Source organism: Streptomyces sp. NPDC107521, assembly GCF_055598485.1.
The window spans coordinates 168,138-183,035 of sequence record NZ_JBVKAT010000002.1 but is presented as its reverse complement, the minus strand read 5'-3'; the positions used below and the strand labels follow the sequence as shown (position 1 = coordinate 183,035).

Genomic DNA, 14,898 nt, shown 5'->3' with positions numbered 1-14,898 from the left:
GTTCGCGACCGTGCTAACCCGGCCCGACTCCTCCCCCCCGAGTCGGCCGTGGAGACGACCCCCGCTCTCCCCCCCCGGCGGGGGTCGTCGCATGTCCGGATGCGTTTTTCGCTCCTCCCGAGGATTCAGGGCATCGGTGCTGTACAGCGAGGTGCGCGCTTGTCATGCATATGACATCTAACGCTGTGTGATGGTCGGCCTCCTCTCGGGAGGCCGCGCGAAGGGCGGCCCGGGGCCGTTCCGCGCTCACCTGTACGGGTGATGGCGATATTCACAGGCTCCGAGTTGTCCACAGTTTTCGACCAAGATCCACACGATTTCCCGGTTCGCCGCACCGTGTTTCCCGAGACGTCCGGACCGCGCCGACTTCACGGCCGGTTCCGTTTTCCGGGCGCGCATTGACGACGGACGCAGCGAAGGGGCTCGTGCCATGTCCAAAACAGTCATCGACGATCCGCCGTCCGCCGCCGGGGGGCGCCAGAGCGGCCCGCTGATCGTCACCGAGGACACCGGGCTCCTCGACGACCTCCTGCGCCTGTGCGCCGCGGCCGGCGCCACCCCGCAGGTGCACCACGCCCCGCCCCCCTCCGGTGCCGACCGGTCCGGTGGCTGGGACGCCGCACCGCTCGTGCTGGTCGGCGACGACGCGGCGCCACGGGTGCGCGGCGCCGCCCGCAGACGAGGTGTGGTCCTCGTCGGCCGGGATCCGGACGACCCGGGGGTCTGGCGGCGGGCCGTCGAGATCGGCGCCGACCACGTGCTGGTGCTGCCCGACGGGGAGCAGTGGCTGGTCGACCGCATCGCCGACGTGGCCGAGGGCGCCGGCCGACCCGCCCTCACGGTCGGTGTCATCGGCGGCCGGGGCGGCGCCGGCGCGTCGACGCTGGCCTGCGCGCTGGCCGTCACCTCCGCCCGCGAGGGGCGGCGCAGCCTCCTGGTGGACGCCGACCCCTTGGGCGGTGGGCTGGACGTGCTGCTCGGCGGGGAATCGGCCGAGGGGCTGCGCTGGCCGGCCTTCGCGGCCTCGCGGGGCCGGGTGGGCGGCGGAGCCCTGGAGGAGTCGCTGCCCGAACTGCATTCGCTGCGGGTGCTGAGCTGGGACCGGGGGGACTGCGTCGCGGTGCCTCCGCAGGCCGTGCGTGCCGTGCTCGCGGCGGCCCGGCGCCGGGGCGGCACCGTCGTGGTCGATCTGCCGCGCCGTGCCGACGACGGGGTGGCCGAGGTGCTCGGTCAACTCGACCTGGGCCTCCTGGTGGTCCCGGCGGAACTGCGGGCCGTCGCGGCGGCGGCCCGGGTCTCCGCCGCCGTCGGCCCGGCGCTGCGCGATCTGCGGGTCGTGGTGCGCGGCCCGTACCCCGCCGGTCTGGACGACCGCGAGGTGGCCCGGCTGCTCGGGCTGCCCCTGGCGGGTGAACTGCCCGTCGAGTCCGGGCTGCTCCGCGCGGCGGAGGACGGCCGCCCGCCGGGTGCCGGTGGGCGGGGCCCCTTGGCGGGCTTCTGCCGGGAGTTCTGGGAGCGGGCGCTGATGGAGACGGGTGGGAGCGGCGCATGAGGACGGCAAGGACGGCGACGGATACGGGGTTCGGCGGAGCGAGGGCCTCCGCGGGGGCCGTGCGGGACGGCGGGGCGGTGCCGGGCGGGGCCTACGGGGACGCGCCCGCGGGTGCGGTGCCAGTCGGTGGGCCGGGCGACGGGGCCGGCTGGGCGGTGCCCCCGGGGGAGCCGGGCAGCGCGGTGGTGTCCGGGGCGCCGGGCGGCGTCGTGGCTCCCGGCGGGCAGCGCGGCTCGGGCGGTGGCGGGCCCGCCGGTGCCGTGGGAGGCGTGGCGGGCGGTGGGCCGGTCGCGGGGGCCGTGCGGCCCCTGGGCGCTCACGGATGGGCCCTTCCGGGAGCCGGTCCGGAGCCGGTCCCCGGCGATGGCGGCGGGGACCCGCGCCGACGGTGGGCGACGGCGGACGCGCGGCGGACCGGCATGCCGCCCCGGCCGGGAGACCCCGCCCCGGGGCCGGGCACGGGCCCGGGGACCGGGCCGGGGGTACGGCCGGGGACTGGGACGGTGCCAGGGGCAGGGGCGCCTCTGGGGCCCGGGCCCGGCCGGACCGCCGGGATGCTCGACGGCGTACGGCGGTGGCTCGCCGAGAGCGGTGCGGAGCCGACCCCGGCGCGCGTGGCCCAGGCACTCCGGGAACAGGGACGGGTGCTCGGGGACGCGGAGGTCCTCGCCGCGGCCGAGCAACTGCGGTCGGAACTGGTGGGCAGCGGGCCGCTGGAGCCCCTGCTCGCGGACCCCTCGGTGACGGATGTGCTGGTCTCCGCGCCGGACCGGGTCTGGGTCGACCGGGGCGGTGGGCTGGAACTGACGCCGGTGTCCTTCGCGGACGCCGGAGCGGTCCGCAGGCTCGCCCAGCGCCTCGCCGCGGTCGCCGGGCGGCGGCTCGACGACGCCCGCCCGTGGGTGGACGCCCGGCTGCCCGACGGCACCCGGTTGCACGCGGTGCTGCCGCCCGTGGCCGTCGGCTGCGCCTGCCTCTCCCTGCGGGTGGTCCGGCCGCGTGCCTTCACCCTCGACGAGCTGACGGCGGCGGGGACGGTGCCGCCGGGCGGTGAGCGTGTCCTGCGGGCGCTCGTGCGGGCCCGGCTGTCGTTCCTCGTCAGCGGCGGGACGGGCAGCGGGAACCCCAACATATGGTTGTGACGCCTTTAATGAGAGGTCGCTTCGCCGAGGCTGGCAGAGTGATTCGCGACCCCTCTGACCTGCGGTTATGTGGCAGATATCCCCAGCTTGTGGACGGGCCTTCGAATCCAAGGTGAGTACAGAAAGCGGCCCCGGACCGCCGACGGGGGATGTCGGTCCGGGGCCGCGGCTCCGCTACTGGCTCGGTCGGCGTGGCGCGAGCCGGGAGCGGAACTCAGTGGGGCCGCCGCCGTTGGGCGTGGCGTGGCCGTCCTCGTCGTCGTGGCCGTCCTCGTTCGCGTGGCCGGGCGGCCGGCAGCAGTGCAACTGCCGCGGGCCGAACTCGACCCAGCAGTACCCGGCGGCGCGGCCGGCGGCGAGGTCCTCGGGGGTCACCGGGTCTCCTCCACGAGACGGCCCAGGGTCCGGCGTGCCTCGCACCGGGCGGGGGCACGCTCGCAGCGCTGGCAGTACTGCGGGTGCCTGCCGTACTTCTCCACCGCGACCCGGTGCACGCACGGCCGGCAGGCCCAGGGGTGGATGGGGGTGCCGAGTGGTCCGGGCCGGACGCCGAGATCGATGCCGGTGTCCTCGGTGACCGGGGCCGCGCACCAGGGGCAGGCCCGGCCGTCGCGCTGGTCGTCGGAGAGGAGGCGCGGCGTTGGCAGCTCCAGCATCGTCGTGCCCCGCTCCTCGGGGCTGAGGGGCGGGCGCGCGGCACTCACTGCGGGCCGTCCTGGTGGCCGTGAGCGGCGGCGTGCGGGCGGCAGGCCCGCGGGTACCAGCGGCCCAGGATGGCGTTGGTCTGCTCGCCGAGGTCGACGGCGTCCGCTCCGGTCAGTCGGGCGGTGCCCCAGACGCAGACGGCGCCGCGGAGCTGGTCCTCGGTGAGGCCCGCCGGGTCGGGCAGGGGCGGCCGTTGGTCCTGCGGTGGTGGGTCTCCCCGTCTGGCGGCAGGGGCGGTACGGTGCGCCATGTCGACTCCGATCCGGTCGGCCGTCCCCCGGGCCCTGCCAGGCTGCGGGGGTTCTTCATGGCCAAGGACTGTACGCCAACTTGGTACGTCTTGGTACGTCCTCTGACGTCGTAGGTAGGTCTATGTCATGACGGGATGTGCTCATACGGTCACGGCATGATCGAACTGGACCGGGACGCGATGACGCCGCTGTACGTGCAGCTGGCCAACGTTCTGCGCGACCGCATCCGCAACGGAGAGATCCCGGTCGGTCGGCGCCTGCCCTCCCAGGCCGAGCTGGAAGTGGAGACGGGCGGCGTGGTCTCGCGGCGCACCATCAAGAGCGCGCTTGAGGTACTCGCCGCCGAGGGCCTGGTGCAGGGCGTCCAGGGCAAGGGCGTGTTCGTCATCGCCGTCCCCGATGCCGCGAAGGGTGCGGACTAACACCGCACCCCTGAACGCACGAAGGGCCCCGCCCTTCCCCCAGGCGGGGGGAGGGCGGGGCCGGTGGTCAGTGGCCGAGGGCCTGATACAGCGTGAGGGCCAGGGCGCCGAGACTGGTGAGCGCGGCGAGTGCCGGCAGCGGCCAGCGGGCCCGCTCTAGGGTGGAGACCCGCGGCTCGATGTCGCTGCCCTTCGGCATCGCCTCCAGCGCCCGGAGCCGGGACTCGTGGTCGGCCACGTCCTTGCCCAGCTCGGACAGCCCTTGCGCGATCCCGTCCAGCTTGGTCTCCACCCGGGTCACACCATCGCTCAGGGACCTCAGCTCCTGGTACATCTGTGCGGGCGGTATGTACACGCCCGGGTCCGGGCCCGTCATTCGACCCTCCACGTCGCCGGATCCTGGCTGGAGGGCAGGGTGGAGGCGGTGCCCTTGCGGCCGACCTGCCGGGCCGCCCACGCCTTCGCGGCCGCGGCCACCAGCGCGACCGGCGCCGCCCACCACATCGGTACGTCGGCCAGCTCGACCGCGACCAGACCGAGCGCGGCCTGCGCCCCGGTCCAGCCCGCGCGCTCGCCCAGGTCCAGAAGGAAGGAGGTGCTCATCATGGGTCAGTCCTTCACGTCGAAGCCGTGCTTCGCCCCGAGGCGGGCGAGGCTGGTCTTGCCGGGGATGCCGTCGGCGGCCTTGCCGGTGTAGCCGAGGCGCCGCTGCCAGGCCGCGTAGGCGGCCACGGTGGTCGTGCCGAAGTGGCCGTCGCTGTACCTCTTCGCGAGGAGCCCCTCGTCGACGAGGGCGGCCTCGACGGTCCGGACCCCGGCGTAGGTGACGGGCGTGCCCTTCGCAGCCGGGTTGGAGCGGGCGGCCTTCACCAGCTCGGACAGGTCGACGACCGGCCGGGCCGGGACCGGCCGCGGCGCGGGGGCCGGGGTCTTGCTGCCGAGCCGCTTCGCGATCCGCCGCTCGATGTCCGCCCAGTCCAGGCCCGGCCCGCGGGGGTCGACCTTGCCGGGTTGCCAGTCCAGGTGCCGGATCACGGACCGGGCGTCCCAGCCGTGGTGCCGGCAGACCGCGGTGGCCGCGCGGACGATCGCCTCGACCTGCACGGGCGGCCACGGGTCCTGGCCGTCGCCGAGGTTCTCGCACTCGAAGCCGTAGAAGTGCCGGTTCCCGTCGACGGTGGCCTCGTTGTCGGGCGGTAGGGGGCGCTCGGCGATGACCGCGGCGAGGACGTCCGGGTCGCCGGCCCCGGCGTGGTTGGTGCGGCCGTAACCGACCAGGTGCACCCGGCCGTCCTTCGCGATGACGCCGTGGCACAGCGGGCCCGGCAGGTCGGAGTGCCCGTCGCGGCATATCCGGACGGTGGCGGCGGTGCCCCGGGTGACGGAGTGGTGGACCATCACGCCGTGCACCGGGCCCCAGGGGCCCTTGTGGTCGCGGTTGCGGGTTGGCCAGGCACCCTCCTGGACGACGATGAGTCCCTCGGCCTCCAGGGCGGCGAGGAAGGTGGGCGCGGGCATGGGGTCGGCCATGGGGCCTCCAGACATGACGAAGCCCCGGCCGTGACGGTCCGGGGCTGGCGGTGGTGAGCGGCGGTGCGGGGGTCAGAAACGGCGGATCACGCGCAGGCTGGTGGCGTAGAGGCCGGTGCCGTCGAGCGCGGACGCCCCGCCCAGGTCGCCGAAGGTGGCCGCGTTCGGGGTCTTCCGCGAGTTGATGAAGCGGGGGCGGCCGTGCTGGTCGACGCCGAGATAGATGCCGTTGTGGTCGAGCTGGCCCGCGACCGGGTCGGTCTGGTCGGCGTCGAAGTGCGGGACGTCCCCAGGCAGCATGGCGGTGAGTGGCGGCGCGGTGTCCACCGCCTGGGCGACGATCACGCCCGGTCCCCTGGGGCCGATGTCCTTGGTCTGCCTCGGCAAGGTGAGCCCGTCGATCCCGGCACTTCTCACCATGGGCAGGCCCATGTGGTGGCCGTAGATCATCCGGACGAAGCCGCTGCAGTCCATGCACCCGTCCCACTCCGGGCTGGTCGTCTTCGACTCGCCGTTGGGAAAGACCCAGTCCAGGCCAGCGAACTGGTGCCAGTCGGCCCCTTCTCTCCGGAGCCCGTCCGCCGCGTCGGGCCCGTACTTCGACTGCCCTGCGATCTGTGCCCCGGCGCCGAGCCGGGGATCGTAGACCGGCGGGGCACCCGTCGCGTACATGACGGCGTAGGCCAGCGCGTCTGGAGTGGTGTCGGCGGCCCACGCCTGGATCTGCGCGGCGAGCGCCGGGGACCACTGCCCGGTGAACGGGGACGACAGAACGCGCACCCAGGTGTCGTGGGTGATCACGGGCGGGTCCGGCCACGACCCGCTGTAGAGCTGCACGTCGTGGACACGGAAGACGAACGGCACGGCCGTCGAGCCGGACGAGGCGATGCCGCGGACGCCGATCCGCCCGGCGCCGAGCGTCGCGTCCACGACCTCGTGCGCCCAGCTCGACGGCTCCGGGGTGCCGTCCTTCCAGGCCCGGCACCGCAGGGTCGTGCCCTGCCGCTGGACCCGGATGTGCCAGACGTCCCCGACGGCGTAGCCGGTGCCCAGCTCCACTGCCGCGCCGAGGGTCGTGGTGGCGCTGGGGGTCTGGCACTCCAGCACGAGCTGCACGACCCCGCTCGTGAGGACCGAGAGCCGGGCCCGGTACTGCGACGTTGAGCTGGTGTACGCGAACGCCAGGGCCAGCGACGAGGCGTTGCCGGTGGGTATCCTGTCCAGCGACCACGAGAGCCTGGCGTTCAGGTCCGTCACGTCGTTGACCAGGGAAGTGTGGCGGCTCGCGTTGACCGCGGTGATCGCCATGAGGCCCCGGCCGGGCGTCACCGTGTAGTCGGTATCGACGCCGTTCGAGTTGGACCAGGAGCCGCCCGCGGGCGACACCCCCCATCCGCTCGTGGTCGTCCGCAGGAAGGCGTCGACGAACGGCCTCTTGTCCTCGGTGAAGGTCCGCGTCTGGCCCCGCACGGTCACCGTCTTCGCGCCCTCGGTCAGGGTCGCCAGCAGCCCCCGAGTGTCATACACCCGCAGCAGCCGCGGGACCCCCGCGACTACCTCCGTGACCAGCGGGGCGGACGGCGGGCGCCGGTCGTGCTGGTCGTCCAGCACAGCGAGCAGCGGCATTCAGAGCCCCCTGATGTCGAGCTGGATGGTCGCCGCGGTGGGCGCCCCGGAGACGCTGCGCACGGCGACTGCGAAGGTGTCCCCGGTGTCGAAGGCGGCGCCCTGGAGTTCCGGGCCCGACAGCCAGGTGTCCGCCACGGCCAGGGACAGGTCGGTGGGTAGCAGGTCGCCCCCGTTCCTGGTGGCGTTGATGGTGAGGCCGGTCCCGCCGACGCGGTAGCCGCGGACCGCTGTGATCGTGCCGGGACTCGGCGCCCGCCAGATCACCCACGACCCGGCCACGGGCGCCGTGACGACCACCGCCTTCGACGACTCCCGCAGGCGGGCACTGACGTGCGCGTCCAGCCACACCCGGGGCCCGCCCGCGTCCCCCCACATCCCGTCCACCCAGTGCGGGCCCTGGAGACCGGGGATCGCCCCGTACTCGTCGGAGAAGACCGACTCGACAGCGGCGCCGGTGCCGTCGAGGAGATCGGTGTACCGGGTCCCGTCGACCTTCGAGTCCCAGAAGGTGATCTCCCGCGCGGCGCCCACGCCCCACTGGCCGTCCACCGGGAGGACCACGAAGTCCCCGATACCGGCCCCGAAGGAATACCGCATATCAGTCCACCACCCAGCTCACGCCACCCTCCGGCAAGACGTCATCGCCCGTGCCGACTTCCTTGTAGTTCTCCAGCCAAATCTGTCCCGGCTTCGGCGCGTTCGCCGCGTAGACCACCAGCCGCGCCAGCCAGGCGCCGGTGATGTACGCGAGGACCGGCTGATCCCGGGTCGGATGCCGGTACGCGGCCGGGATCAGGCCCGGCAGCCGGGAGGACGTGCTGCCGGACAGCCCGCCGCCGGTCCGCTCCATCGAGCCGAGCCGGAGGTAGACCGCCCCGTTCTTCAGCTCCAGCACGCTGTCGGAGCCTGCTTTCCATCCCGACACCGTCGTGGTGATGACGACCTGTCCGCTGTCCTCGTAGAGGGTCCGGGTCTTCTGCCCGTCGTAGAGCCGCAGCCGCTTGGTGTCTGACTCCCAGGTGAGGTCGCCCAGCTCCGGGTTCGGGTTGGTCTGGGCGGTCGAGGTGGTCACGCGCAGGGTCCGGCCGACGTACCGCTCACCGCGCGTCACGGTCACCGACAGAGCGCCCGGCGGGACCGTGACGTTCCCCAACAGGGTCTCGTAGTTCGGGAGGTCTGGGCCCGTGGCCAGGGTCGGTGGCCCGCCGCCCGGGGTGCCCTTCTTCACGACCGCGCGCACCGTCCAGGTCGTGCGGGACAGGCGCAGGATCACCCTGTCCACGCGGGTCTGGCCGCTGGTGTTGGGGTCGATCGTGAGCGTGTCGCCGGTCGTCCCCGACGTCCAGCCGTGCCCGGAGACGGACGCGAAGACGTCCGGCCGGACCGTCACCGTCAGGCCGACCCCCGCCCGGACCACCGCCGGATCGGTCGGCGAGCCGTAGATGCCGCTCCCGGTGAAGTACCGGGCCATCTGCTCGTACTCGACATCCGTGATAAACCGCGCGTTGTGCTCCGGACTTGGCCAGGACTGCTGGGCCATGGTGGCTACCTGCCTCTCGCTTCGATTCGTCCCAGGCGGGCCGCCAGGTCGCGCACGGTGCGCACCATGCGGGTCTCGGTGGTCTGGTCGCTGGAGCCGATGACCGAGGTCACCTGCTCGCCGCCCTCGGGGGTGGCCTCCAGGCGGATGCTCCGAACGATGTCCGTGACCTCCAGCCCGGTCGGCAGCTCGACCGTGACGCGGTCGCCGAGCCCGTAGTCGCGGCCCGCCTGGAGGTCGTCGGTGTCCACGGTCTCGGTGGACAGGGAGACCTGCGCGGCGTCGTCGGCCAGGGCCCGCCGCGCGGCGAGGGTCAGCTCGCCTTCGCTGTCGTCGTCGGTGCCGGACTCCTGGACCAGGCGCTCGACCCGGTACCAGGTGGCGGCGGCGCCCGACGCCGTCTCCAGGTAGGAGCGGACGTTCGGCGGGGTGGACGGCTGGGCTGGGTCGCTGCCGCCCATGACCAGGGCAGACGTTCCGGTCGGCGCCCCCAGCGTGAAGCCGACGCGCCGCAGGTTGCCGAGACCTTTGGAGAATCTGCACGTCCCGGTCCGGTCGCGCGGGGCGTACACCCCGAAGCGGATCTGGTCCCCGACCTGGCGGGTGCGGAAGCCGAGCGCGTCGGTGACGGCCGCGGCCCGGCACGCGTCGAGCAGCGGCTCGAACCGCGTGGACAGCGTTCGGTTGGTGCCGACCCCGGCGACCGTGTCCAGGACCAGGCGCTCAATCCGGCGGGCCGTCAGAGCGCCGGGCCCGCAGTTCTCCGAGACGAGCTGCCGAATGATCAACTCAGCGTTGACGGCGGTGAACTTCCGGCTCTCGTCGAGGTAGGTGGTCTGGGCCGTCCACGCCTTGGCGGGGTCGGGGTAGGTGAGGTACCCGGCGATCCGGCCGAGGTCGTCGGTCCAGCGGGCTGTGACGGTGCCGGTGCCCGCGGCCTGCCCGAGATCCCAGGTGTAGTCCTGCGGGTCCTCCAGCGGCCCGGCACACCACACTGCCTGGTCCCGGATGAGGACCATGCGGTTGCCGGGCTGGAGCAGGGCCATGACCTCGGGCCGGGCGGGCAGCGTCACCGACCCGGCCGCCGGCACGTTGAACGTCAGGTCGCAGGAGAGCTGTCCCCACCCGGTGACGGGGTCGCCCAGGACGTTCAGGTTCCGGTCGGTGACCAGGAGCTGGAGTGCCACGGGGTCCTCCTCACGCGGTCTCGTAGCGGGGGTAGTAGAGGAGATCGACCGCGCTCCCGGGCCCGGCCCCGGCGAGCTGGAAGCTCACCTGTGTCGACCCCGGCGGGATGGACCAGAGCACCGCCCCGGGCCAGCTCAGCCCGTTCGTCAGGTTCTCGCCGGTGCCGGAGCGGACCCGGGGCGGATCGGTGGAGATCGTCACCGTCTCCCCGGCCAGCAGCGCACCGTGGACGGTCGCGGTCATGTCGAGGGTGAACGCCTCGGTCACGGTCCGGAGTCCGGCCGGGCCCCGCACCCGCTTGGTCGCCGAGAAGGCGACGGAGGTGGCCGGGCCGGTGATGCGCCACGTCGGCCAGACCTCGACGTCGCCGGGCTGGACGAGGGTGGTCGCACCGAGTACCTGGCTGGACGACACGGTCGGGTACGGCTGGAGGAAGTCCGCCCCGGCGCCCTGCTCTCGGTGCACGGTCTGCGCCTGGAGGTCGACCCAGTACGGGTCCTCACACCAGAGCGTCAGCACAGCCTTGTCCCAGGTGATCCCGGTAGCGGGCTGGCCGAGCCCGTCCCAGCCCTCCTCGTAGTGGACGGCAATGCGGCGGCCGGAGCCGTCCGGGCGGACCACCTCCAGCCAGCCCGGCCCCTCCCGCAGCGTCCTGGTGAACGCCGTCGCCAGGGCCCGCCACGTCCGCGTGAAATCCATGTGGTCGCTGCCCTTGACCAGCATCGGCCAGATGATCGTGCGGGCGAGCGGCTGCACGTGCCGCAGCCGCTCCCCGCCGCGCGGATGGGGGTCGGTCACCAGAGAGACCGGCGCCGCCCCCAGCCCGGACACCCCCTCCGCCAGCGCGTACCACTGCCCGGCGAGGTCCGTCATCGGCCACCGCGTCCCCGTCGGGTCGACATAGGTGATCGACGCGTAGCCGACCTCGGGGATCTCGATGGGCGGCGGGATCTCCGGGCCGGGGTCCTCCGGATCGATGACGGCGGGTGAGATCAGGGGCATCTACCTGGGCCTCCTCACGCGCTCGCGCGCCTCCTCCTGCCGCTGGATCAGCCGCAGGTCGTGGACATCGATCACGCTGGCGCGGGGGTAGATCGCGTAGGTGACCGCCGGGCGGTCGGTGCCGGCCGCAGGTGCGGTCCGGACCGGCAGCGCCGGCAGCCCCGGCCGCGCCGCCCGCCCCACCGCCAGGCGCTCCCCGTTGACGTCGTCCATGAACTTCTCGCCGTACCGGGCGACGGCGGAGGCCTTCACCATGTACTCGCCCGTCGACCCCCAGAGCGGGATGCTGTCCGACGTCGAGGTGCCCGGGCCCGTCAGCAGCCCGCCCTCGGCCAGCCGTACCCCGCGCCCCTTCACCTCCTTCACGAAGGCGCTGCTGCCGGGGAGGGCCTTGATCTCCTTGGCGAGGAGCGGCGCAAGGTGGGCGATCATCGGCCAGCTCACCCCCGCCGCCACCACGTCCGCCACGGTCGCGCCCTTCTTCCCGGCGAGCGCGCCCATCATCTGCGCCGCCGCCGAAAGCTCCTCCGCCGACAGCAGCTTGCCGTTGGCCTGGAGCGCGGCCGACGCCTTCTTCGCGGCCGCCGGTGACTTGACCGCCGCGGCGGCGATCGCCATGGCGTCCGCGTCGCCCTGGCCCGCGAGCTGCATGACCAGATCCCCGTAGCCGCGGGCGGCCAACTTGAGGAGGTCGCCCTGGAACTTCCGGCTGGCGGACGTCGTGGTGTTGAGCTGCTTCGTGTAGTCCGCGAGCGTCGCCGCGGCCGTCGGCGCCAGCCGTCTCAGGTTGGCGACGATCCCGTTGAACTCGCGGGTGCTGGCCTTGGCCAGGGCGGAGACGAGGGAGCGGCCGGACTCGCCCATCCCGCGCAGCGTCTCCTCGACGTCGCCGCCGGCCCGCTTCCCGATCCGGTTGAGGTTCCGCTCCCACGCCTCCGACGCGCGGACAGCCTCGCCGAGGTTGGTCGCGTAGCCGGTCAGGCTGAACCCGCCCACCTTGCTTCCGGCGCGCAGGCCGAGCGCCTTGTCCGCGGCGTTCACCGCCCGCTGGGCATCCGCCACCGCCTTCCGCGTCGCCGCCGTCGACTTCTTCGCCTGCTCGCGCAGGGCGTTGTTCAGCTCCGCCCAGGCGTCCTTGAGCCGACGCACGTCCTCGTCGTACCAGGACGACACGGTGGAGGTAGAGATCCGCGCGGCTGCCGATGCGGTCGGCGCGTACCGGAAGTCACCGGCCCGGCCGCCGCCGGCGAACCGTTCGGCGTTCAGCGCGTCGAAGAGGCCGATGCCGTAGCGGTCCACGGCTGATGCCCGGATGACGTACTCGCCGTTCGACAGCCAGGCCGGGATGCTGTCCGACGTGGAGGTGCCCGGCCCGAAGACGGCGCCGCCGTCCGGGATGAGCTGGACGACTTCGCCGCCGTCGGCGTAGCGGCTGACCGGCCCGCCGGCCGCCTGCTTCCGCAGCATCGGCGGGACGTTGCTGCCCGACTGGACCTTCTTGTAGTACTCGGTGGTGTAGACACCGATGCCCACGGTCTTGCCCCGCACGCCGTCGATCTTGGCCTGCGCCTCGCGGATCTTCCGCTTCAGGTCCTCGATCTCGGCCTTGATCTCTGCGGTCTTCGAGGACGGGGCCTTGGCCAGCCGCTCCTTCGCGTCGGCCAGCTTGACCTTGAGGTCGTGGAGGTCGCCCTTCAGGTAGGCGGTCTTGTCGGGGGTCTTGAGGATCTGGCCGGCCAGGGCCTTGGCCTGCTCCCGGTTGAGGCCCATCTGCGTGGCCGACCGGATGAGCTGGTCACGGCCCCGCTCGTGGATGCGGGACACCTCGGCCCAGGACGCGCCGGACTCCCGCGCCGACGCGGCGGCCTCGTCGGTCTTCGCCGCCAGGTCGTTGAGCGCGGTCGCCGCGGCCCGCTGCTTCTCCGTGGTGAGGATGAGTTCCCCGCCCTGCATCTGCAGGACTCCGGCGTTGTCCCGTGCGGCCTTCGTCGCCGCGTCGACGGCGGCCTCGAAGCCGATCATGCCGGTCAGGCCCTGGCGGTGGACGTCGTTGAGGGCCTGGATGCTCTGCCTGAGCCCGTCGGCGCTGGCCTTCTGCGCGTCGAGCTGGCGCTGCACCTCCTGCGCCTGGGCGCCGAAGGTGCCCATGGCCTCGGCCGCGAGCCGCTGCTCCATGGCCTGCCCGGCCAGCGCCTCCTTGTAGTCGTTGAGCCGGCCGCGCAGTCCGTCCGTGGACTTGCCCTGGTCCTCCAGCTTGGCCATGACCATGTCCAGGGCAGCCGCGGCTTCCTTGGCCCGGCCCTGGGACACCAGCGAGGCGAGGGCCTGGTCGATGTCGTCGATGGCGGCCTTGGCGTTCTTCACGTCGGTGGAGTCCGTGCCGAGGAACTCCGCCCAGCCCTGCAGGAACGATTCGAAGCCCGAGCGGTCGTACAGGGTGTCAAGGGCCTTGGCCAGGCCGCCGAGGTCCTGGCCGTAGACGCGCAGCGCCTCCCCGGACACCTTGCCCGAGTCGGCGAGGGTGAGCAGCGACGTGGACAGCTTGTCGGTGTCGGCCCGGGGCTTCTCGCTCTTGGACGAGAGCATGTCCAGCCCGATGAGCAGCAGCCCGATCCCGGTGCCGGCCATCGCGAGCTTCGCGCCGCGGGACAGTCCGCTGATCGCGGCGGTCACCCCGCCGATCGCGCCGGGCGCCCCGGCCGCGGAGGTCCGCAGCGCCATGACCTGCGTGCCGAGTGCGAGCAGCGCGGCCTTGGCGGCCGTGGTCCCCGCCGCGGCCAGCTTCACCGCCTTGATCGCGATGGCGAGCTGCACGAACGTGGTGATGGCCTCGGGCGGGACCGCGGCCGCGATCCCGGACAGGGCGTTGATCACGTCGAGCATGCCGACACCGACGTCGGCGCCGGCCTCCAGCACGTTGAGGAGGGCGTCCCCGATCTGCTCCAGGGTGTGCCAGGCGGCGGGCCCCTGCTCGCGGGCGTAGTCCATCCACCGGGCCAGGCCGCTGTTGTCCAGTTCCCCGGCGGACGCCTTGGCGAGGAAGACGGTCAGCCGGTCCACGCCGTGGCGCAGGGTCCGCTCGGTGAACGTGGTGAACCGGTCGTTCATCCGGTCGAAGCCGGGGGTCTGGACGCCGCCGGCGGCCAGGGTGATCAGCCGGTCCAGTTCGTGACTCGTGCCCTTGACCAGGCCGGTCGTCTTGGGCAGCAGGGAGTTGGCGACGGCCATGCTCTTGGTGACCGGGGCCATCACGTCGGTGGACAGCTCGTCGGACCAGTCGGCGTAGGCGTCCTTGAGCAGGCCGACGGCGACTGCGGCGTCCCGGGTCGCGGGCGGCAGGGAGGCCAGCTTCTTCTGGTACTGGTCCTGTGCCTGGGCAGCGGCCTGGGAGGTGGCGCCGGACTCCTCGACCGCGGCCTGCCACGTCTTCTCCGCCTCGGTCGCCTCCGCGATCGCGCCGATCTGCGGGCCGAGGGCGAGGGCGTAGGCGCCGGCCGCCAGGGTCACCGCGCCGAGCTGCCCGGCCAGGACGGCGGCCGACCCGGCGAGCCCGGCCACGAGGGGGATCGCCGCGGGGGCCAGGGTGATGAGGCTGGAGCGCAGGGCCTCGCCGAGCTTCCCCGACTCCTCCCGGAGCTGGCCGAGTGCGTCCCGGGTCCCGTGGGAGGAGTCGGCCAGCCGGTTCTGGGCGTCGGTGACGGACAGGTACCGGCCCCGCAGGTCCCGCAGGCGGCCCTCCGAGTCCGCCGTGATGCCGGACAGCCGCAGCCGCAGCCGGTCCGCGCTGTCGGCCGTGCCGTTCAGGACCCGGGACAGCTCGTCACGGCCCGTCAGAGTGAAGGTGAGGCGCGACACCGGTCCCCCCTTCTACTGGCTGATGTGCTGGTTGATCCAGGCGACCGCTGACGCCAGCTCATCGGGAGACAGACGCTGGATC

The 14,898-nt window shown here is 73.4% G+C and carries 14 protein-coding genes and 1 pseudogene; 3 read left to right on the top strand and 12 right to left on the bottom strand.

The window, feature by feature from the left end; genetic code table 11:
- Positions 1–430: 430 nt before the first annotated feature.
- Positions 431–1,552 (top strand): septum site-determining protein Ssd, encoded by a 1,122-nt coding sequence (ssd, locus tag ACZ7LB_RS03955; protein ID WP_471465261.1) that lies wholly within the window; start codon positions 431–433, stop codon positions 1,550–1,552.
- A 554-nt stretch (positions 1,553–2,106) separates the two neighbouring features.
- A pseudogene (locus tag ACZ7LB_RS03950) lies at positions 2,107–2,685 on the top strand (ATPase, T2SS/T4P/T4SS family); the annotation flags it as partial.
- Between the two features lie 183 nt (positions 2,686–2,868).
- Here ACZ7LB_RS03950 and ACZ7LB_RS03945 read toward each other — a convergent pair.
- The 3 genes from ACZ7LB_RS03945 to ACZ7LB_RS03935 are packed head-to-tail and all read right to left on the bottom strand — an operon-like array spanning position 2,869 to position 3,649.
- On the bottom strand, positions 2,869–3,069 hold the full coding sequence (locus ACZ7LB_RS03945) for a hypothetical protein (RefSeq protein WP_471465260.1): 201 nt from the start codon (positions 3,067–3,069) through the stop codon (positions 2,869–2,871).
- Positions 3,066–3,398, bottom strand: coding sequence for a hypothetical protein (locus ACZ7LB_RS03940; protein ID WP_471465259.1), 333 nt, complete (start codon positions 3,396–3,398; stop codon positions 3,066–3,068). Before ACZ7LB_RS03940 ends, ACZ7LB_RS03945 begins: the two co-directional genes overlap by 4 nt.
- Positions 3,395–3,649 (bottom strand): hypothetical protein, encoded by a 255-nt coding sequence (locus ACZ7LB_RS03935; RefSeq protein WP_471465258.1) that lies wholly within the window; start codon positions 3,647–3,649, stop codon positions 3,395–3,397. Before ACZ7LB_RS03935 ends, ACZ7LB_RS03940 begins: the two co-directional genes overlap by 4 nt.
- A gap of 156 nt (positions 3,650–3,805) precedes the next feature.
- On the opposite strand from ACZ7LB_RS03935, the gene ACZ7LB_RS03930 reads away from it, so the two are divergent.
- Entirely contained in the window at positions 3,806–4,072 is a 267-nt protein-coding gene (locus tag ACZ7LB_RS03930) for a GntR family transcriptional regulator (RefSeq protein ID WP_471465257.1), read from the top strand.
- A 67-nt stretch (positions 4,073–4,139) separates the two neighbouring features.
- On the opposite strand, the gene ACZ7LB_RS03925 is transcribed toward ACZ7LB_RS03930, so the two are convergent.
- The 9 genes from ACZ7LB_RS03925 to ACZ7LB_RS03885 form a co-directional block, all read right to left on the bottom strand.
- Positions 4,140–4,448, bottom strand: coding sequence for a hypothetical protein (locus ACZ7LB_RS03925; protein ID WP_471465256.1), 309 nt, complete (start codon positions 4,446–4,448; stop codon positions 4,140–4,142).
- On the bottom strand, positions 4,445–4,678 hold the full coding sequence (locus ACZ7LB_RS03920; RefSeq protein WP_471465255.1) for a hypothetical protein: 234 nt from the start codon (positions 4,676–4,678) through the stop codon (positions 4,445–4,447). Before ACZ7LB_RS03920 ends, ACZ7LB_RS03925 begins: the two co-directional genes overlap by 4 nt.
- A 3-nt stretch (positions 4,679–4,681) precedes the next feature.
- Positions 4,682–5,602: an N-acetylmuramoyl-L-alanine amidase gene (locus ACZ7LB_RS03915; protein ID WP_471465254.1), complete on the bottom strand. Its 921-nt coding sequence runs from the start codon at positions 5,600–5,602 to the stop codon at positions 4,682–4,684.
- Between the two features lie 72 nt (positions 5,603–5,674).
- Entirely contained in the window at positions 5,675–7,228 is a 1,554-nt protein-coding gene (locus tag ACZ7LB_RS03910) for a hypothetical protein (RefSeq protein ID WP_471465253.1), read from the bottom strand.
- Positions 7,229–7,828 (bottom strand): hypothetical protein, encoded by a 600-nt coding sequence (locus ACZ7LB_RS03905; RefSeq protein ID WP_471465252.1) that lies wholly within the window; start codon positions 7,826–7,828, stop codon positions 7,229–7,231.
- A gap of 1 nt (position 7,829) precedes the next feature.
- Positions 7,830–8,771, bottom strand: coding sequence for a hypothetical protein (locus ACZ7LB_RS03900; protein WP_471465251.1), 942 nt, complete (start codon positions 8,769–8,771; stop codon positions 7,830–7,832).
- 5 nt (positions 8,772–8,776) lie between these two features.
- Complete coding sequence (locus ACZ7LB_RS03895) at positions 8,777–9,958, bottom strand: siphovirus ReqiPepy6 Gp37-like family protein (RefSeq protein ID WP_471465250.1); 1,182 nt, start codon at positions 9,956–9,958, stop codon at positions 8,777–8,779.
- A gap of 10 nt (positions 9,959–9,968) precedes the next feature.
- Complete coding sequence (locus tag ACZ7LB_RS03890) at positions 9,969–10,961, bottom strand: phage tail family protein (protein ID WP_471465249.1); 993 nt, start codon at positions 10,959–10,961, stop codon at positions 9,969–9,971.
- On the bottom strand, positions 10,962–14,816 hold the full coding sequence (locus ACZ7LB_RS03885) for a hypothetical protein (RefSeq protein ID WP_471465248.1): 3,855 nt from the start codon (positions 14,814–14,816) through the stop codon (positions 10,962–10,964). It abuts the gene before it with no gap.
- Between the last annotated feature and the right edge of the window lie 82 nt (positions 14,817–14,898).